Annotated in this window: 18 protein-coding genes; 8 read left to right on the plus strand and 10 right to left on the minus strand. The window is 41.8% G+C overall.

The annotated features are described in order from the left end of the window. Positions 1-5 precede the first annotated feature (5 nt). From ACGF7G_RS00185 to ACGF7G_RS00195, 3 genes are all read right to left on the minus strand, one after another. Positions 6-374, minus strand: a complete 369-nt coding sequence (locus tag ACGF7G_RS00185) for a cupin domain-containing protein (protein WP_387462771.1) — start codon at positions 372-374, stop codon at positions 6-8. Positions 375-447: 73 nt separating this feature from the next. Then, positions 448-1,749, minus strand: coding sequence for an NAD(P)/FAD-dependent oxidoreductase (locus tag ACGF7G_RS00190; protein ID WP_387462772.1), 1,302 nt, complete (start codon positions 1,747-1,749; stop codon positions 448-450). Positions 1,750-1,857: 108 nt separating this feature from the next. Next, complete coding sequence (locus ACGF7G_RS00195; protein ID WP_387462773.1) at positions 1,858-2,613, minus strand: helix-turn-helix transcriptional regulator; 756 nt, start codon at positions 2,611-2,613, stop codon at positions 1,858-1,860. Between the two features lie 265 nt (positions 2,614-2,878). Between ACGF7G_RS00195 and ACGF7G_RS00200 the strand changes: the two genes are divergently transcribed. Next, entirely contained in the window at positions 2,879-3,829 is a 951-nt protein-coding gene (locus ACGF7G_RS00200; protein WP_387462774.1) for a nucleoside hydrolase, read from the plus strand. Positions 3,830-4,165: 336 nt separating this feature from the next. Then, complete coding sequence (locus ACGF7G_RS00205; protein ID WP_387462775.1) at positions 4,166-5,362, plus strand: aspartyl protease family protein; 1,197 nt, start codon at positions 4,166-4,168, stop codon at positions 5,360-5,362. 89 nt (positions 5,363-5,451) lie between these two features. Here ACGF7G_RS00205 and ACGF7G_RS00210 read toward each other — a convergent pair whose 3' ends face one another. Both ACGF7G_RS00210 and ACGF7G_RS00215 read right to left on the minus strand, forming a co-directional pair. Next, on the minus strand, positions 5,452-5,769 hold the full coding sequence (locus ACGF7G_RS00210) for a hypothetical protein (RefSeq protein ID WP_387462776.1): 318 nt from the start codon (positions 5,767-5,769) through the stop codon (positions 5,452-5,454). Positions 5,770-5,898: 129 nt separating this feature from the next. Then, on the minus strand, positions 5,899-6,135 hold the full coding sequence (locus ACGF7G_RS00215; protein WP_387462777.1) for a helix-turn-helix domain-containing protein: 237 nt from the start codon (positions 6,133-6,135) through the stop codon (positions 5,899-5,901). Positions 6,136-6,283: 148 nt separating this feature from the next. On the opposite strand from ACGF7G_RS00215, the gene xreR2 reads away from it, so the two are divergent. Next, positions 6,284-6,505, plus strand: a complete 222-nt coding sequence (gene xreR2, locus ACGF7G_RS00220; protein ID WP_133813666.1) for a cell morphology transcriptional regulator XreR2 — start codon at positions 6,284-6,286, stop codon at positions 6,503-6,505. 141 nt (positions 6,506-6,646) lie between these two features. Here the strand turns inward: xreR2 and xreR1 are convergent, their stop codons facing one another. After that, positions 6,647-6,883, minus strand: coding sequence for a cell morphology transcriptional regulator XreR1 (xreR1, locus tag ACGF7G_RS00225; RefSeq protein WP_133813667.1), 237 nt, complete (start codon positions 6,881-6,883; stop codon positions 6,647-6,649). 362 nt (positions 6,884-7,245) lie between these two features. Between xreR1 and ACGF7G_RS00230 the strand changes: the two genes are divergently transcribed. Together ACGF7G_RS00230 and galK are read left to right on the plus strand one after the other, a co-directional pair. Beyond that, complete coding sequence (locus ACGF7G_RS00230) at positions 7,246-8,295, plus strand: UDP-glucose--hexose-1-phosphate uridylyltransferase (protein WP_387462778.1); 1,050 nt, start codon at positions 7,246-7,248, stop codon at positions 8,293-8,295. Positions 8,296-8,361: 66 nt separating this feature from the next. After that, positions 8,362-9,525 (plus strand): galactokinase, encoded by a 1,164-nt coding sequence (gene galK / locus ACGF7G_RS00235; protein ID WP_387462779.1) that lies wholly within the window; start codon positions 8,362-8,364, stop codon positions 9,523-9,525. Positions 9,526-9,615: 90 nt separating this feature from the next. Here galK and satP read toward each other — a convergent pair whose 3' ends face one another. After that, positions 9,616-10,188, minus strand: a complete 573-nt coding sequence (satP, locus tag ACGF7G_RS00240; protein WP_387462781.1) for an acetate uptake transporter — start codon at positions 10,186-10,188, stop codon at positions 9,616-9,618. A gap of 315 nt (positions 10,189-10,503) precedes the next feature. On the opposite strand from satP, the gene dnaK reads away from it, so the two are divergent. Both dnaK and dnaJ read left to right on the plus strand, forming a co-directional pair. Next, a complete protein-coding gene (dnaK, locus tag ACGF7G_RS00245; protein ID WP_387462782.1) occupies positions 10,504-12,411 on the plus strand; it encodes a molecular chaperone DnaK in 1,908 nt (635 codons plus the stop codon). Between the two features lie 108 nt (positions 12,412-12,519). After that, positions 12,520-13,641 (plus strand): molecular chaperone DnaJ, encoded by a 1,122-nt coding sequence (dnaJ, locus tag ACGF7G_RS00250; RefSeq protein WP_133813672.1) that lies wholly within the window; start codon positions 12,520-12,522, stop codon positions 13,639-13,641. A gap of 94 nt (positions 13,642-13,735) precedes the next feature. Here the strand turns inward: dnaJ and ACGF7G_RS00255 are convergent, their stop codons facing one another. From ACGF7G_RS00255 to ACGF7G_RS00265, 3 genes are read right to left on the minus strand one after another with little or no spacing between them, the layout of a single operon-like run. Next, a complete protein-coding gene (locus ACGF7G_RS00255; protein WP_242688632.1) occupies positions 13,736-15,037 on the minus strand; it encodes a carbohydrate porin in 1,302 nt (433 codons plus the stop codon). After that, positions 15,021-16,442, minus strand: a complete 1,422-nt coding sequence (gene ascB / locus ACGF7G_RS00260; RefSeq protein ID WP_387462784.1) for a 6-phospho-beta-glucosidase — start codon at positions 16,440-16,442, stop codon at positions 15,021-15,023. The genes ACGF7G_RS00255 and ascB overlap by 17 nt, the downstream gene beginning before the upstream one ends. Before the next feature lie 16 nt (positions 16,443-16,458). After that, positions 16,459-17,961 carry a PTS transporter subunit EIIC gene (locus ACGF7G_RS00265; protein WP_387462786.1) on the minus strand — a complete coding sequence of 501 codons (1,503 nt, stop codon included), beginning with the start codon at positions 17,959-17,961 and terminating at the stop codon, positions 16,459-16,461. Positions 17,962-18,412: 451 nt separating this feature from the next. Here ACGF7G_RS00265 and ACGF7G_RS00270 point away from each other — a divergent pair, with 451 nt between their 5' ends. Further along, on the plus strand, positions 18,413-19,267 hold the full coding sequence (locus tag ACGF7G_RS00270; protein WP_387462787.1) for a PRD domain-containing protein: 855 nt from the start codon (positions 18,413-18,415) through the stop codon (positions 19,265-19,267). The last annotated feature ends 46 nt before the right edge of the window (positions 19,268-19,313 follow it).

Below are 19,313 nucleotides of genomic sequence, written 5' to 3' on the forward strand. Positions count from 1 at the left end.
GCTTTTTAACCTTTAACACAAGCCAGATAATGCTTCACAAAACGGTCTGCGGTCACTTCCCACAGCACTTCAGTTCCTTTCGCGGTAAACCAGGAGTCCCCCGGATGATATTCAACTGTCTCACCGGTTTTCACATCGGTCAGTTTTACCGAACCTTCCGAAACGGTTGCATGCTCATCAAACGGGTACACCATACTGAATTTGCCACGGGTACAGGCGAAAATGCCGCAAGTCAGGTTATCAGTCGGTTCGCCAAATATCATTGCAATACTTGCCTGTGGATCACCTTCCACAACGGTAGAACCCAGATTGCTTACGCTACCAATGTCCAATAGTTCAGGCAGTGATTTGTTCAATAAAAGAGATTTAATCATGATGTTCTCGCTTCAAATAAAAGAATTTATAGATCGTTCAGTGAACGCTATTGATACCAAAAATCTCAATAAGTTAACGGCGGCCTTTCCAGTACCCTGACGTTTGATGCCAGATCTTACCCGCCGACACCATCAGATGTCGTAACGTATCTTTGCCAATAATGTTCGCATGAGGAATTGAGCTCATCAGGTCATAACGCTCAGATCCTTCACTTATCCCCTCCGCCAGGACCTTACAAACGATATGGCTTGGCGTTACCCCAAAGCCGGAATATCCCTGCACGTAGAACACATTATTATGCTGCGGCAAAGAGCCGATTTGCGGGAACAGGTTGGCGCTGCAACATAATGGTCCTCCCCATGCCAATTCAATTTTCACATCTTTCAGATAGGGGAAAACCTTCAGCATCAAATGGCGGTTCCAGGCTTTCAAATCCGATGGAATGTGTTCAATGAAAGGCGTTGTACTGCCGAACAATAGGCGATTTTCGTTAGTCACCCGGTAGTAATCGATAACCGGACGAATATCACTGTATGCACCACGGATTGGGCTGATTTTCTCGATCAAATCATCCGATAATTCTTCCGTCATTAGCTGGAAGGCATAAGTGTTAATTGTCTTCTTGTAGATATACGGCTCAAGGCCATTAAGGAAACCGTTACAAGCCCACAGCATTTTATTGGCGCGAACAGATCCCATTGAGGTACGAACCGTCACCCTAGAACCATATTCAACATTCAGCACCTGGCTGTTCTCAAAGATTTTTACGCCAAGTCCTGTCGCGGCTTTAGCTTCACCCAATAACAGGTTCAGGGAGTGAACATGCCCACCCCCCATATGCTTCAACGCGCAGGTATAGACATCAGAACCCACAACTTTTTTCACATCAGAGCCGGTATACAGCTCAATTTCTTCATCAGGAGAAACCGCCTGGAAATCTTTCAACCAGCCACGTAACGTTTTTTCCTGCCGCTGATTAAAACCAAGATAGCCATAACCACGGCAGAGATCAGCATCAATGTTATATTTCGCAATACGATCACGAATAATACCCGCGCCGAGGTTGCTGATCTTAAAGATCGTCTCCAGCCCTTTTTCACCAACATGTCGTTTGATCACTTCCAAGTCATGACCAATACCCGCCATAACCTGACCACCATTACGGCCAGTACCACCATAGCCAAGATGACGCCCTTCCAGAATCGCAATATTGGTGATGCCTTTTTCCGCCAGTTCAAGCGCGGTATTGATACCGGAAAATCCACCGCCGATAATGACAACATCCACATCCAGATCTTCTTTTAATATCGGAAAACGAAGATCATATTTCTTGGTCGTTGCATAATAAGTTAATGAATCAATATTATTGTTCATGTGATACCCCAGTTAGCATCTGACATAATCACCGGATTATCTGTAGTGCGGAGTCACATCACCATGTCCCTTTAGGGATATTTGCAACACGGTATTAACAATTGTGACTCAAGCGAAATAACGCACAGGAGACGTCAAAAACAGGCTAAACAGCTCTGCTTGTGATCTGATTTGCAGTTTTTGATAAATATTTTTCCGGTGGTTTTTCACCGTTCCAGTACTGATAAACAGTTTTTCAGCAATCTGTGGCGAGCCTTTACCTTGCAATATTAATTCAACAATCTCACATTCCCTTGGCGTCAAAGCATAACGGGACTGGGTATCCAGACAAACCATGTCAGCAGAAGAGGCTTGCTGCACCATTTCACCATGTAACCGGGTGACACTGCGAACAATTTCCAGCGCTGTTTGCAGGTTTTTCTGGTGCTGTTTTTGCATGAAAAATGGCTGATTTTCATTACCAAAAAACAGGCCAAGCTGCCTTTGAGGAGAGAGTTTCAGCAAAACGCCCGCTTCATCCCGCCAGCCGGTCTTACGATAAAAATTTAGATAGTAATCAGTATGATAAAATCCTGTAGGCACGAGTTCCCGTAAGGTAAACAGATCAGTCTCAACCCCCTTTATCAAAGCCTGATAGAAAGGATCTTGCAGATAAGCACCCTGTTGATAAATCTGGTTTACCGCATCGCTGTTTTTCTTCTCTGCTTTACTTAAACAACGTGGAGGAGAGTCTTGCTCAAAGGCATAGACAATGGCGTTATCAAAGGCAATAAATTGTTCCAACCAACTAAGTAAATTAGGATAAAATTCACTGGTTGCCACAGATTCAATCACTGCTGACAATCTATCCACATGAATATCCATTCCAGTCCTCGCAATTATTAAGAGATTAACAATAAATCCGAAGTAGATATTGCCCGCCAATTCCATAGCGAAACTATATAAGAATCACACTCAAACTGGTTATACAACTCAATTTTCGTTTATATGCTAATAAAATCACAATTATGAAGCATTTTATTAATTATTTATGAGCACCCTCACGCAGACCTGAGATCTCATCACGGAATAGATTTTTTAACTGGATTATTCTCATTTTTTATATCACTTTTTCTAGTAAGGAGTAAAAATGACCACCAAAAAAATTATTCTTGATTGCGATCCGGGACATGATGACGCCATTGCGATGTTACTGGCACATGGTAATCCTGATATTGAGCTATTAGCCGTCACCACTGTTGCCGGTAATCAGACATTGGATAAAGTCACTCGTAACGCGCTGGCGATAGCGCATATTGCCGGTATTAACGGGGTGCCCTTTGCCGCAGGCTGTCATCGCCCATTGGTCCGTGATCTCGAAACAGCACCGGATATTCACGGCGAATCGGGTCTGGGAGGCGTGAAAATCCCGAAACACTCACGGACGCTTGATCCTCGTCACGCGACGGATCTGATCATTGATACCATCATGTCTCATCCACCCAAAACAGTAACACTGGTTCCTGTCGGCAGTCTGACCAATATTGCTCTCGCTGTCCGTAAAGCACCACAGATCGTCGAGCGGGTAAAAGAAGTTGTTTTAATGGGAGGTGGATATCACACGGCTAACAGAAGTGCAGTTGCAGAATTCAATATCAAAGTTGATCCAGAAGCAGCACATATTGTTTTCAATGAAAAATGGCCGCTGACGATGGTTGGCCTGGATCTGACACATCAGGCACGAGCCACACAAGAAATCACCAAGGCGATTTCACGTATCAATACCAAAGCTTCCCGGTTTGTCGTGGACATGCTGGAGTTCTACGGCAAAAGTTATCAGGAGAAACACGGCTTCAATTGCCCTCCAATACATGATCCTTGTGCCGTCGCTTATGTGATCGATCCTACGGTGATGACGACACAAAAAGTGCCGGTCAATATTGAACTGAACGGTACTTTAACCGTCGGTATGACCGTGGTGGATTTCCGTTTTCCACCACCAGAAGATTGCCATACCCAGGTTGCGGTAAAACTCGATCAACAACGATTCTGGCAATTAGTCATTGATGCGTTGAACAACATTGGCGATACCTGCAATTAAGGTGGAAAATCACTTCAAGCATAAAATCATAATTAAAGCCGTGACTTAATACTAAACGGCTTTCAACGCTACCTTAGACCGTGAATATCGACAAGCCAGACGCCATAATCGTAACTACACAGTAACTGACTGAATTTTATGTTAACCAAGTATAATGATGTGGTTGTTTATCTTTGGTTTTAGCAAAGAAGCGGATAATAATATTCGAAACAAAGCTAACCTGTATTGGCACCACGCCATGCCGCTACATCTTAATTTGCTTCCATTGCACCATATTGAACTTTTATTGAACCATCGACTTTCATCTTCCACACCACAGAAAAGGAATCCAATCCTATGAAAAAACAGGGAAAAATAACCTGCCAAGCACTTATTACCGCTGGTTTACTGACACTGATCACCGGCTGTAGTCATATAGGAAAAATCCATATTCCCGGAGAAAATAAGCCGGCACTCTCTACTAAACTGAATATCCATCAACCTACCTCGATCATAGTTCCTGTCACGATCTCCGGTAAAAAATATCAATTCCTGCTGGATACCGGGGCCAGTTATACCTTCATCGACAATGAACTGGCTAAGACACTGACCCAAATCACGCCAGAATCAAACATACCGGTGACATTCCACCATATGTTATCCGATGGATTAATTACAACCAGTGAAAAACGATTACATAAAGATGATCTGACATTATGGCAACCGCTTGCTCTTACCATCGGTAATTATAGTGTTCCGGCTTCCGATCCCTGGATTGGCATTGATATGAATCTTTTCAATCAATCCATTGGTCAGAAGCTGGATGGTATCCTTGGGATTGATACTTTCCGCCAATTAAACTGGGAAGTGAATAATTTGAACCATACCCTGACAGTATGGCACCATGCACCTTCAATCCTGAATTATCAGCAATGTGAACCTTACAGTGACAGCTACGGGAAATCTCCCGCAATCCAGGTTTCTAATGTCATTTTCAATGTAGATACCGGGGCCGATTACAGCTATGTTTCTCAGGAATTTATCACATATCTGAAAAAAGAACATAAAGATAAAATTTATGAAGGAATCAATGTTAAATATGCCTCAGCCAGCGGACTTGATAGTAGCAAAGAGTACCTGATTGACGGCTTTTATTTACAACAACTGCCTGTTGGTCGTCTGAGAGTCAGCGAAAATAAAAATGACCAATACTATCTCGGTATGAGTTTCCTCTCTCGTTTTGATGACTATCTATTTATCCCCAATAAAATGTTGCTCTGTTTTAACGCCAAGAATTTCACCCGTTATGATAGTAAATTACTGCGCACGATTGCAGTTCGCTATTTTAATAATAAAGTAGAAATATTTTACAACGAGCCAAAAGATATTGAAAAATTTGGCTTGAAGAACGGTGATGTTGTACTGGAAGTCAATGGTCAGAAGGTCCTTCCTAAAGATATCACCTATGTTCGTAATCAGTTGTCAGAGACACCATCGGGTAAACTGACAATAAAAATTGAACGGAAAGGTAGCCAGCAAATCATCAATATCTAATAGAACCATTTATAGAGGGAGAACCTGATTCTCTCTCTATAAACTACGCCCCAGCTGATTATTTATTCTGTTTATAAGCGAGGTACGTTTTAGGTAAGTTTTTCTCTTTCAGCTCTTGCCATATTTCCAACGCTTGTTTTTTCCCTTTGCCTGTCACTCACATAATTTATGACCAAACTTTTCAGGGTGAGTAAATCCCGACCGGCACGATCTCTTTTATTGGGTATCACAATCGGTAAATCGCCAGAATAACCAAATAAACGTGACCGAATATGCAGCTCAAGCTCATTCTTTTTTAAATTACCTGGTGTAATTCCCAAAGATTTAGCAAATTGTCGCAGTTCAACTGCGTAAAAATAACCATTCTCGAACGCTTCTTGACTCATGCCTTTATGCAATTTACTCACCGTGACATTTCCTCAATCGTACTTGCCAATCACCATTAACCTGTTTGTTCAATTTCATTCAGAGTTAACACCATCATTCATTCCAACAAAAAATAAGAAAACTCCCAAGAAATAAAGCGAAAGATACAGCTAGCCTTTTGGTTTTACACTGAAATCAAACAGCTCTGTTAGCTCAATTTGCAAACCACTTGCAATGATATTGATGATTTCAAGCGTAGGATTTCTGATCCCCCGCTCAATGCCGCTGATATAGGTACGATCAATTCCACATTTATCGGCAAAGGCTTCCTGAGACATCCCAGACGACTGTCTGAGATGCCTAACTCTTTGTCCAAAAATGGATTTTACAGCATTTGGCTTTTTCATCTAATAAGTATCGAATTATGTTACTTATCAGACCACGGACTATAAGTCACTTTTCTCGGTAAGTTATGTTATCATATGTGACTTATAGTCTACTATGTAACGATTTATCTTTTCATATCAAAGTTATCCGTAACGTGGAGGATTAATAGTGAAAAATCAGGACTGGCACCCAGCAGACATCATAGCAGCACTAAAAAAACGAGGAACATCGTTAGCCGCAGTTTCAAGAAAGGCAGGGTTAGCCTCATCGACCCTTGCCAATACCTTGCAACGCCGTTGGCCTAAAGGGCAGCAGCTCATTGCAGATGCTTTAGATTGCGACCCTGCCGAGATATGGCCTTCGAGGTACACAGAGGGTAAGTGGCTGTAGAGCAAAATGGCGTAGCTCATCAACGAGATGAGCTACCTCAACATGTTTTATATCACTCGGTGAAATTGGCAAAAAAATAAAATCTTCCAGAAGGAAATGACAAAACAAAAAGGTAATAAAACGATGTGCAAATAAAATCAGTTAACTCTTTTTTTCCGCACTAAAATCAAACAGATCTTTCAACTCGATCTGCAAACCATTTGCGATGACATTGATAACTTCAAGCGTGGGATTCCTGACTCCACGTTCAATACCGCTGATATAGGTACGATCAAGCCCACATTTATCAGCAAAAGCTTCCTGAGACATACCAGATGTCACTCTGATATATCTAACTCTTTGTCCAAAAATAGATTTTATCGTATTAGGCTTTTTCATCTGATAAGTATCGAACGATGTTACTTATCAAACCACGGACTATAAGTCACGCTTTCCTATAAGTCGTGCCACTAATATGATTTACAGGGCATAATTGGTCATTGTGCTACCAAAGAGGATTCGACAAAGAGGAAATGACGGGTTTATTTGTTATGGGATTGTAAACGTTACCATTTGGTTGGGATGCAATTTAGAGTTACAAGGTCATCATTAAATACAATTCTTGATACTTGCTTTTATTCGTATGCGTGATTGATATCTCAGATTGGTATTGAGGCCCATTGTTACACTGCGGTCAGTCCAAGTATTAACAAATATTTTCACAAATGATGTTGGAAAATATAAATAAAGTCGAGACTGTTATGTCTAAATTTAATCCTGTTGAACATCCCCATCGTCGTTATAACCCTCTAACCGGCCAATGGGTTTTGGTCTCTCCCCATCGAATGAAGCGGCCATGGAGTGGTCAAGATGAGCAGTCATTAATAGACGATATCCCAAACTATGATGAGCAATGTTTCCTTTGTCCATCAAACGTGCGTATTTCCGGTGAGCAAAATCCTGCTTATCAAGCAACGTTTGTTTTCAATAATGATTTTTCGGCTTTAATACCAGATTCGCCTGAGGTACCACAATCGCATCACCCGTTATTTAAAATGCAAGGAGTACGGGGATTAAGCCGCGTGATCTGTTTTTCTCCTGATCACAGTAAAACATTGCCTGAATTGTCTGTTGAACAAATTCGTCAATTAATTGATACCTGGAATGAACAAATTGAAATACTGGGTAAAGAATATCTCTGGGTGCAATTATTTGAGAATAAGGGAGAAACAATGGGGTGTTCTCAGCCTCATCCGCATGGGCAAATCTGGGCAAATAGTTTTTTGCCAAATGAAATTGAGCGTAAAGATAAACAGTTGCGAGCTTATTACCAGGAACATAATTCTAACTTACTGGTGGATTATGTTCAGGCTGAATTAGTTGATGGTGAGCGAGTCGTGGTTAATACCATGCATTGGTTGGCGGTTGTGCCTTATTGGGCAGCATGGCCCTATGAAACCATGTTGTTACCTAAAGTTCATGTTCGTCGTATGAATGAATTAACAGATGAACAACGCGGTGATTTAGCGGTCGCACTTAAAAAACTCACCAGTCGTTATGACAATTTATTTCAAAGTTCTTTTCCTTATTCTATGGGCTGGCATTTTGCCCCATTTTTTGAACAAGATACAGATATTGAACATTGGCAATTACATGCACTTTTCTATCCGCCATTATTGCGGTCTGCTACCGTGCGAAAATTCATGGTGGGTTATGAAATGTTTGCTGAAACGCAACGTGATTTAACCGCAGAGCAATCAGCTCAAATTTTGCGTGCTTTGAGTGACGTGCATTATAAAGAGCAAAAGTGATTATGCTCGGTGGCGATATTTCATTGAAAGTATCGTGCGGTTAACGCTATATTTGAGAATAACGTAATGAAAACTTTAATTAATTGCACTAAAGATATTTTTAATTCAGTATTCCATTATACACCGACGCATATTATTCAAGCGCCAGGTCGGGTTAATTTGATTGGAGAGCACACTGATTATAATGATGGCTTCGTATTACCATGTGCCATTAATTACCAAGTTGTGGTTGCTGCGGCGAAACGGCAGGACAATATTATTCGTGTTGTTTCAATTGATTATGGTAATCAATTAGATGAATTTGATATCAGTCAACCTATTATATTTCACGAAAGTAAAATGTGGGCCAATTATATTCGAGGGGTTGTGAAGTATCTGCTCCATCGTGGATATGCATTTAAAGGGGCAGATATTGTAGTGACTGGAAATGTACCGCAGGGCGCGGGATTAAGCTCATCGGCCGCATTGGAAACGGCTATTGGTCAAACATTTAAAACCCTTTACCACTTAACCATTAGCCAAACAGAAATTGCGCTAAATGGACAGCAAGCGGAAAATGAATTTGTGGGTTGTCATTGCGGCATTATGGATCAATTAATTTCAGCAGAAGGGAAAAATAATTATGCGTTATTAATTGATTGCCGGCATTTAACCACTCAGGCTGTGTCTATGCCTAAAGATATAGCGGTTATTATTATTAATTCAAATAAGAAACGAGAATTGGTTGATAGTGAATATAATATACGTCGGACTCAATGTGAGCAAGCAGCGGCATTATTTGGTGTTAAAGCTTTGCGGGATGTGACAATGGATGAATTTAAAAAGCGTATTTCTGAGCTTGATGGGGTAGTCGCTAAACGTGCACGCCATGTGATCACAGAAAATGAGCGTACACTTTTGGCAGCAAAAGCGTTAATGGCAGGGGGTGATATGCCATTAATAGCAGAACTCATGACACAATCACATCAGTCAATGCGTGATGACTTTGAAATTACCGTACCTGAAATTGATATCTTGGTTGATATTGTGAAGCAAGCTATCGGTAAACAAGGTGGCGTGAGAATGACCGGAGGGGGATTTGGTGGCTGTGTGGTAGCTTTAGTGCCACAAACATTAGTTGATGTCGTTAAAGCTGCGGTAGAACAGCACTATTTTGCCTCGACAGGTCTGAAAGAAACCATTTATGTGTGTCAGGCTACGGATGGTGCGAGTCTGGTTGAAACCCTATAGGCAATGAAATGGCAGGTGCTTTAAGATGGCAATACGCTCTACTGGATTGAAAGCGGGAATGGAAGAACCTTCCCGCTTCCAACCTGCGGTTTATGACTGTTTTATCTCGCCGATAGGCAGAATAGTGCGGCCATACTGTTCATTCAGTACTTCCGCCATTGCCAGATAAAATGCGGTGGCACCACAAATTATTCCTTCATAACCGGCAATCGTCAGAAGAGCGGTGTTTCCGGTAAAGTTGCCAATGGCTAACAAAGCGAATAACAGTGTCAGGCCACCAAAGATAAACTGGAGTACGCGGTTAGTTTTGAAGGTGCCAAAGAACATAAACAGAGTAAAAACACCCCATAAGCCAAGGTATACCGCCAAATATTGACTGCTGGTGGCTTCTGCCAGTCCCATTTTTGGCAGAAACAATAACCCGACCAAACTGAGCCAAAACAGCCCATAAGAGGTGAAAGCCGTTGCGGCAAAAGTATTGCCTTTCTTATATTCAAAAAGCCCCGCCAGTATTTGGGCCAGACCGCCATAAAAAATGCCCATGCTCAGGATAACTGATGCCTGTGGAAAGAAACCTGCGTTGTGCAGGTTAAGCAGAATGGTTGTCATGCCGAAACCCATCAAACCTAAAGGGCCGGGATTTGCCAACTGATTAGTGCTCATAAGTCCTCTGAAAGAAAATCGTAAAAGTAATAAATAGCAAAGGTGGCGAATCATAATGATCTGTCAGCAAGGAAACAATAACCTGAGAAATAATAAAAAGGTTTTTTTTTCACTCCCCCCCTTGATGATGGTTTTAACGGCCCCATCTTATAATCAACCGCAGTTGCTAATCGCTGTCCTATACAGCTGATGTATATAAGCAAAGGTGAGGAATCGCATAGAGGCAATAAAAATAGGTGCCGTTGAAAAGCTGATAACCATCCTCATATTGATTAGCAACTTGACTGATTATGAATTTCTTGTGGAGGCGTTTAGATGGGTAAAATTATTGGTATCGACCTGGGAACTACCAACTCTTGTGTAGCTATTATGGATGGCACGACAGCTCGTGTACTGGAAAACAGCGAAGGTGATCGTACAACTCCTTCCATTATTGCATATACCCAGGATGGCGAAACCTTGGTTGGTCAACCGGCTAAACGTCAGGCTGTTACTAACCCGCAAAATACGCTGTTTGCTATTAAGCGTCTGATTGGTCGTCGTTTCCAAGACGATGAAGCACAACGCGATGTCGCTATCATGCCATACAAAATCATTGCGGCAGATAACGGTGACGCATGGCTGGAAGTGAAAGACCAGAAAATGGCTCCTCCTCAGGTTTCTGCTGAAGTTCTGAAGAAAATGAAGAAAACAGCTGAAGACTACCTGGGTGAGCCGGTAACTGAAGCAGTAATCACTGTACCTGCTTATTTCAATGATGCTCAACGTCAGGCAACAAAAGACGCAGGTCGTATCGCAGGTCTGGAAGTAAAACGTATTATCAACGAACCTACTGCGGCTGCACTGGCTTACGGCTTGGACAGAGAAGTAGGTAACCGTACTATCGCAGTTTATGACCTTGGTGGTGGTACTTTCGATATCTCTATTATCGAAATTGATGAAGTTGACGGCGAAAAAACCTATGAAGTTCTTGCAACCAATGGTGATACTCACTTGGGTGGTGAAGACTTCGACAGCCGTATGATCAACTATCTGGTTGACGAATTTAAGAAAGATCAGGGCATGGATCTGCGTAATGATCCACTGGCAATGCAACGTCTGAAAGAAGCGGCGGAAAAAGCAAAAATTGAGCTTTCTTCTGCACAGCAGACCGATGTTAACCTGCCGTACATTACTGCGGATGCAACTGGTCCTAAGCACATGAACATCAAAGTGACCCGTGCGAAACTGGAATCACTGGTAGAAGACTTGGTTAAACGTTCTATGGAACCTGTACGGGTTGCATTGCAAGATGCTGGCCTGTCAGTTTCTGATGTGCAAGATGTGATTCTGGTGGGTGGTCAGACCCGTATGCCAATGGTGCAGAAAGTGGTTGCTGACTTCTTCGGTAAAGAACCACGTAAAGATGTGAACCCTGACGAAGCGGTAGCGATAGGTGCTGCGGTACAGGGCGGTGTTCTGGCTGGTGATGTGAAAGACGTATTGCTTCTGGACGTAACACCTCTGTCTTTGGGTATCGAAACGATGGGTGGCGTAATGACTTCTCTCATTACGAAAAATACCACTATCCCAACGAAACACAGCCAGGTGTTCTCTACGGCAGAAGATAACCAGTCTGCGGTAACCATCCATGTGTTGCAGGGTGAACGTAAACGCTCTAACGATAATAAATCTCTGGGGCAGTTCAATCTCGATGGTATTCAGCCGGCACCTCGTGGTATGCCTCAGATTGAAGTGACTTTTGACATTGATGCTGACGGTATTCTGCATGTTTCTGCTAAAGACAAAAACAGTGGCCGCGAACAGCAGATCACCATCAAGGCTTCTTCCGGTTTGAATGAGGAAGAGATCCAACAGATGGTGCGTGACGCAGAAGCCAACGCTGAATCTGATCGTAAGTTTGAAGAGTTGGTACAGACGCGTAACCAAGCAGATCAACTTGTTCACGGTACTCGTAAACAAGTAGAAGAAGCGGGTGACAAACTGCCGGCAGAAGATAAAACCGCCATTGAAAGCGCGGTAACTGCATTGGAAACTGCGGCTAAAGGCGAAGACAAAGCTGATATCGAAGCGAAAATTCAGGCTCTGGTTCAGGCTTCCGCCAAACTGTTGGAAATTGCTCAACAGCAGGCTCAGTCTGGCGCAGCAGACGCGGGTGACAACGCGAAAAAAGATGACAACGTTGTAGACGCTGAATTCGAAGAAGTTAAAGACAAAAAATAATTGCCCTTAGCGGGCGCGGTGACAGTTATGACGACTGTTGCTGATTAACCGGCACGGGCGTTGAGGGAACTCTGCGCCCGTGCGCGCATGTTAAGGGTAAAATAAGAGATGGCAAAGAGAGATTGTTACGAGGTTTTGGGGGTTGCCAAAACAGCGGACGAAAAAGAGATTAAAAAAGCCTATAAGCGGCTGGCAATGAAATATCATCCTGATCGTAATCAGGGTGACAAAGATGCAGAAGGCAAATTCAAAGAAGTTAAAGAAGCCTATGAAATTCTGACTGATGAGCAGAAACGGGCTGCTTATGACCAATATGGTCATGCTGCTTTCGAGCAAGGTGGCATGGGCGGGGGTGGCGGTGCTGATTTCAGTGATATCTTTGGTGACGTTTTCGGTGATATCTTCGGTGGTGGTCGTCGCCAGCAGCGTCCAAGCCGCGGTGCTGATTTGCGTTACAGCATGGAACTGACACTGGAAGAAGCGGTTCGTGGTGTGACCAAAGAGATCCGTATCCCGACACTGGAAACCTGTGATAGCTGTCGTGGCAGTGGTGCTAAAGCAGGTACCAGCCCTGTTACCTGTTCAACCTGTCAGGGTTCTGGTCAGGTTCATATGCGTCAGGGTTTCTTCACCGTTCAGCAACCCTGCCCACATTGTCATGGTCGTGGTCAGATCATTAAAGATTCTTGTAACAAGTGTCATGGTCATGGTCGTGTCGAAAAATATAAAACACTGTCTGTTAAGATCCCGGCGGGTGTGGACACCGGTGACCGCATTCGCCTGAGTGGTGAGGGTGAAGCGGGTGGTAAGGGCGCGCCGGCAGGTGATTTGTATGTTCAAGTACAGGTGAAAAAGCACCATATTTTCGAGCGTGAAGAAAATAATCTCTATTGTGAAGTGCCGGTTAACTTTGCAATGGCAGCACTGGGTGGAGAAATCGAAGTCCCAACCCTTGATGGCCGTGTGAAACTGAAAATACCTGCTGAAACTCAGACAGGTAAAATGTTCCGCATGAAAAGCAAAGGGGTTAAATCTGTCCGTGGTGGCGTTCAGGGTGATTTATTGTGCCGGGTAGTCGTAGAAACGCCGGTTAAATTGAACGAAAAACAGAAAGAATTACTGCGTGAATTGGGTGAATCTTTAGGCGGCACTGGTGGCGAAACCAACAGCCCACGTTCTAAAAGTTTCTTCGATGGTGTAAAGAAATTTTTTGATGATTTGACCAAATAGAGCCGGTATCTCTAAGAGTTACGTTTATAAACAAAGCTCAGATTACTGATAAAGTCCTCGCTTTTATACGAGGACTTTTTGCTCTGGCGGAGGATCATAAACTAAAGGTAATTTGTGTGAGTAAATTGTAAGCATCATCCTCTTTTGGCGTCACCGATGGATGATGAGTATACGATAAGCTGTTTGTCCAATAGATCCCATTGGAAACGCGGTACGTATACGCTGTGGAAGCGGTTGCGCTATAGCTCTCAGCAACTTGACCATTGCGGGCAAAGTAATTTTTCGCATCATCACTGAACTTGTTGTATGACAAACCAAGAGTCAGCATATCGTTTGGCCGTGAATCGAATAGGCCAATGTTAAACAGTGATAATGAAACGTCGGCATTGAACAGATTGCGATCCTTTGGTGCATAATTGGCTTTGCCATCAACATACCAGCCCCGGAAAGGCATTGATGCATCTGGCTTGGTTATCTGGCGGGTAGCCGCAATATAGTGGGAGTAGGTATAATCCTTATATTTCGAGGTGTTATAGTTAAAATAAGGTGTTTTATTGAATACCGATCCTCCTCGAATCCAGATCATATTTTCCGTTTCATTGGCATTAACACGATAACCTAATTCATTGATGACCAATGTACCTGCACTGGGAACTTTCCAGCGCAGACCGTAAGTATTATATTTTGAGTCTGCTCTTAAACCTTCGGAGCTTTGGCTTCTGGCAACCCCAATATGGTCATACCAACGTTTATTTTCTGATAAAAACCGAATATCTATCGATGGGCTTGGTTTTGTACTTGGCAAGCCTGCCTGGGACAACATCACACTCGTTGGTCCCAACGCTGATGATGCGGTACTGCTACCCAAAAACAGCCCATAGAAATGCGAGAGCATTGTGGTATAGCCGTAATTTAATATCACCCGATCGTTAAATAGAGGTTGGTTAATAGAAAAGGCTGAAATATAAGGATGCCCATCTTGACCATTATTTTTAAAATTATTGTAGGCGTAGTTTAGACCTACGCGTAGCTGTGCTTTATCAGTAAAACCAATCCGCGATAAATCATAGGTAAGTTCTGTAATCACCATGTTCCCGGTGGTTAATTGCTGCCCCATATAGTTAGGGTTAGGCGTATTTTTCCAATTTCTTGCAAGATCGTAGGTCAGGTTTGTTAGCATTTGAAAATTTGCGTAAAAGCCATGATCTGCCATTTTTTTCCTGAAACCGCCCCATTCAGGAAAGACGGTATCGCATACGGATGCAACCGAAGGTGTTTCCGGCCCTCTAGGTAAAAGGTCATTATATGCGTTACAGTCATTTTCTGCCGCTACCGCATTACTATAAAGAAAAATAAGTGGAAACATGGCGAAAAGAAATTTATTGGCTATTTTCATTTTTTACCCCTGGAGCTTTAAGAATATTCCCGTGACTGTTTATAACATCTTGAAACCAACTAAAACTTTTTTTACGCCGCCGTTCCAGCGTGCCATTGCCTTGGTCATCTCGATCGACATAAATAAACCCGTATCGTTTTGACATTTCCGCAGTAGAGGCGCTGACCAAATCTATTGGCCCCCATGAGGTATATCCTAATAACTGGACACCATCTTCGATGGCTTCCCGTATCTGGAATAGATGATCGTTGAGATATTGAATACGATAATCATCAATAATAGTGCCATCGTCTTGAATAATATCTCTGGCACCCAAACCGTTTTCGACAATAAACAGTGGCTTCTGGTAACGGTCATATAGCATATTAAGCAGATAACGAAGGCCCTGAGGATCTATTTGCCATCCCCATTCTGAGCTGGATAAATAAGGATTTTTCACCGGGTTAATCAGATTTCCTGCGTTTTTGGTTATTTCCGGATCTGTCGTTGCACAACAGCTCATGTAGTAACTGAAAGAAAGGAAATCGACGGTTTCTTTGAGTATTTGTGTATCTTCATTTGTTATATCGAGCGTAATATTCTGCTCTTTAAACAGACGTGTCATATAAGATGGATAATACCCACGAGCCTGTACATCAAAAAAGAACAGCCATTCTCTATTCTTTTTCAATGATTCTAATACATCATCAGGATGACAAGTTAATGGGTAGTGAGATATTGCCGCTACCATATTACCAATTTTTGCATCGGGAATAATTTCATGGCAGGCTTTAACTGCTTTGGCACTGGCAACGAGCTGATGGTGTAGCGCCTGATAAATATCCTGAATTTTACTGTTTTCCGATAAGCCTGCGCCAGTAAAGCAAGAAAATAACGACATGTTAATTTCATTGAATGTCAGCCAGTATTTTACTTTATGTTTGTAACGCTCAAAAACAGTTCTGGCATAACGATCAAAAAACTCAATTATCTTACGATTTCCCCAACCGCCATATTTTTTTACTAAGCCATAAGGCATTTCAAAATGAGAAAGCGTAATTAACGGCTGAATATGATATTTTCTCATTTCATCAAAAAGGCGATCATAAAAGGCCAGACCATTTTCGTTCGGTGTTTCTTCATCCCCTTCAGGAAATATACGTGTCCAGGCAATAGATGTTCTCAGGCATTTAAATCCCATTTCAGCAAACAGCGCAATATCGTCAGGATAACGATGGTAAAAATCAATACCAATATCCTTAATATGAAAATCGCCCAGATTGCGTTCTATACTGGGGCCAATGACGCCGTGAGGTTGCATATCTGAGGTTGATAACCCTTTTCCACCTGTTTGATAAGCGCCTTCGGCCTGATTTGCCGCTAATGCGCCTCCCCAAAGGAACTCTTCTGGAAATTGTTTTTTCATGGTTTTCCTCTCTTTATTACTTGTTAAACTTGGGTGATATTGTCTTAATACGATGTTTTTTATCGGCGTTTAAATTAATTTGTTGTGCGGATATACTTTGTGAAACTTTAGCCTCTGACGGTACGCCGAATAAATAGGTTGCGATACAGGAGAAAATGAATGAACCCAGTGAACCTAAGATGACACTCCAGAAAGCGTTGTCTATTCCTGCCGGAGAAATAAATGAGGTAAATGCAAAGACACCCATACCACCGAAATTATGTGCTGTCCCTGAATAGAAACCGACAACAGCGCCACCAAGTGCACCGCCAATACAACCGATAATAAATGGACGTTTCAGTGGCAATGTCACACCATAAATAGACGGCTCCGTAATGCCAAAGAGACTTGATATGAATGCAGTTCCTGATAACGTTTTCATATTCTTATCGCGTGTACGTAAAAAGACCCCCAGTGTTGCACCTGCCTGACCAAATATTGCTGGCTGGAGCAGTGGGGAGAGCATATCTTTTCCCTGTGTCATCATATTGTTGATTATTATTGGGATGAGTCCCCAGTGCAGACCGAAAATGACACAAACTTGCCATATTGCTCCCATCAGGATCCCTGCAATGACCGGGTTTAGTTGATAGAAAAAGAGATAGCCTGCCGCCAGACCATTACTGAGTTCTGTTGCTACAGGGCCAATTACCAGAAAGGTCAAAGGAACGGTAATCAACAGGCACAGGAAAGGCGTAATAAATATCTTGAAAGAGGCGTGAAACCAACTATTTAGTTTCTTCTCCAGAAAACAACTAAACCATGCGGATAAAATAATAGGAACAACTGTTGAGCTGTAATTAATGAAAGTAATGGGAATACCAAGGAAATCTAGGTGAAGGCCTGGGGTGGCTTGCGAAAGTTTAAATGTTTCGGTCATTGTTGGATAGGTTAATGCCGCCCCAATAACCATAGTAATAAAAGGGGTTCCGCCAAACCGCTTACCGGCAGTATACCCTAATAAAATAGGCATGAAATAAAGCATTGCATCGCCGGTAGCGAATAAGATTTTATAGGTGCCACTGTCTACACTCATCCAATCAAACACGTTGGATAAAGCGAGTATTCCTTTAATTAACCCGGCAGCGACCAGCACGCCTAATAGTGGTGTAAAAATACTGGAAATAATATCAATTGCTACATCAAAAATACGTTTTAAACCTTTTGTATTCTCTTTTTTTATCTCTTGCTGTGAAGTTACATTTTGTTTAACCTCGTTTTTTTCCGCATTCTCTTGTAAATATTTATTATTAATATCATCGTAGACATCGCCTACATGGCTACCAATAACCACCTGATATTGCCCACCACTCTCTACTACGGTGATAATTCCTGTAACTTGCTTGAGTAATTCGCTGTTGGCTAAGTTTCTATCTTTAAGTTTAAATCGTAAACGTGTAGCACAATGGACAAGGCTGGATATATTCTCTTTCCCACCTATTGTGCTGACTATCTGATCAGCCAGACTTTCGTACCTCATTAGACTTCCCCTTCTTTGAATTAAGTTGAAAACAGCGAAAGGCCGAATTTAAGTCAAAAAAAAACCTAACCCACCATCTAATAGCCCTGGAATAGGGACATTGCCGATAATGGATTAGGTTTTGCCCGACATCAGTCGCAACTAAGTCGGTAACAAGCCTAGATTAATATCTAGAAATTAGTTATTCCTTATGATACTTGCAAGTCATTAAGCGTAATTTTGGCAAAAATGTGATACTTATCATAAATGTTCCAAGTAAACTGCGCTTGTTGTTGTGTCATTGACTTTATAAAAATTATACCTTAGCCTGAAAGATGGAATATCTATATGAATTAGTGAACAAGAGTGTCAATGACTAGGACTGACTAGATCAGGCACAACCAGGTTACGGATATATTTTACCTATTCTATAGGTTAGGGCTGATAATAGTTTATCCTTAAGGTACACCTTTTGTTAACGATAATAAAACTCATAAATAATAATGTCGTTCTTGCTATTGATGAGAATAATAATGAAATGATTCTTATGGATAAGGGCATAGGATTTAATCGGAAAAAAGGGGACAGGCTGCATATTCAAGATGTTGCAAAAATTTTTACTGTCGAAAAACACTATAAGATAAATCAGATCCTTTCTACTATCCCTGTTTCAGTTATAGAGCTAACTGAAAAAATTATCACATTAGGTAAAGATTTTCTTGCCAGGCCTCTTAACGATTCATTACTCATTACTTTGTCAGAACATTTAAACTTCGCATTTGAGCGTGTGCGCAAAGGGTATCAGATTGGTAATGTCTTGCAGTGGGAGATTCCTCATCTTTATCCGTTAGAATATGAAATCGGCAAACAGGTGCTTATTCATATTAATAACCAGATTGAAACGCCATTACCGCCGATAGAAGCCTCATTGATTGCCTTACATTTCGTTAATGCTCAATATGAAGGGCAAACGATGGGGGACACATTAAAATTAACGAATTTAATTAATAAAACTGTTAAACTCATTCACTACTATTTTCATGTTAACCTTGATTCAACGTCAGTGAATTATTCTCGTTTTATTACTCATCTGCGATATTTCTTGATCAGACAAAATAAAAATCAGCATTCGTCTGCTATTGAAATGGATTTCTCATTGCAAGAATTGATAGAGGAAAAGTATTTCAAAAGTTACAACTGTGCAGTGAAATTAATAAAATATCTGCGAGAAAAATATCAGTGGAAAGTTCCCGATGATGAACTGATTTATTTGGTGATTCATATAGAACGGGTGGTCAATGATAGTTATAAGGCCAGAGATTTATAGTAAGTGAACCGTCAAACAGGTTTGTAGACAAGTATTAATTTAAATA

The sequence above is a fragment of the Photorhabdus sp. RM323S genome (assembly GCF_042879375.1).
In the GTDB taxonomy this organism is placed as follows: domain Bacteria; phylum Pseudomonadota; class Gammaproteobacteria; order Enterobacterales; family Enterobacteriaceae; genus Photorhabdus; species Photorhabdus tasmaniensis.

Excerpts from the sequence above, each read along its gene's own strand:
- ACGF7G_RS00190 (WP_387462772.1), bottom strand. The coding sequence starts at position 1,749 with ATGAACAATAATATTGATTCATTAACTTATTATGCAACGACCAAGAAA.
- ACGF7G_RS00265 (WP_387462786.1), bottom strand. The coding sequence starts at position 17,961 with ATGAGGTACGAAAGTCTGGCTGATCAGATAGTCAGCACAATAGGTGGG.
- dnaK (WP_387462782.1), top strand. The coding sequence starts at position 10,504 with ATGGGTAAAATTATTGGTATCGACCTGGGAACTACCAACTCTTGTGTA.
- ascB (WP_387462784.1), bottom strand. The coding sequence starts at position 16,442 with ATGAAAAAACAATTTCCAGAAGAGTTCCTTTGGGGAGGCGCATTAGCG.
- xreR1 (WP_133813667.1), bottom strand. The coding sequence starts at position 6,883 with ATGAAAAAGCCTAATACGATAAAATCTATTTTTGGACAAAGAGTTAGA.
- ACGF7G_RS00200 (WP_387462774.1), top strand. The coding sequence starts at position 2,879 with ATGACCACCAAAAAAATTATTCTTGATTGCGATCCGGGACATGATGAC.
- dnaJ (WP_133813672.1), top strand. The coding sequence starts at position 12,520 with ATGGCAAAGAGAGATTGTTACGAGGTTTTGGGGGTTGCCAAAACAGCG.
- satP (WP_387462781.1), bottom strand. The coding sequence starts at position 10,188 with ATGAGCACTAATCAGTTGGCAAATCCCGGCCCTTTAGGTTTGATGGGT.
- galK (WP_387462779.1), top strand. The coding sequence starts at position 8,362 with ATGAAAACTTTAATTAATTGCACTAAAGATATTTTTAATTCAGTATTC.
- ACGF7G_RS00215 (WP_387462777.1), bottom strand. The coding sequence starts at position 6,135 with ATGAAAAAGCCAAATGCTGTAAAATCCATTTTTGGACAAAGAGTTAGG.
- ACGF7G_RS00230 (WP_387462778.1), top strand. The coding sequence starts at position 7,246 with ATGTCTAAATTTAATCCTGTTGAACATCCCCATCGTCGTTATAACCCT.
- ACGF7G_RS00195 (WP_387462773.1), bottom strand. The coding sequence starts at position 2,613 with ATGGATATTCATGTGGATAGATTGTCAGCAGTGATTGAATCTGTGGCA.
- ACGF7G_RS00205 (WP_387462775.1), top strand. The coding sequence starts at position 4,166 with ATGAAAAAACAGGGAAAAATAACCTGCCAAGCACTTATTACCGCTGGT.
- ACGF7G_RS00185 (WP_387462771.1), bottom strand. The coding sequence starts at position 374 with ATGATTAAATCTCTTTTATTGAACAAATCACTGCCTGAACTATTGGAC.
- ACGF7G_RS00255 (WP_242688632.1), bottom strand. The coding sequence starts at position 15,037 with ATGAAAATAGCCAATAAATTTCTTTTCGCCATGTTTCCACTTATTTTT.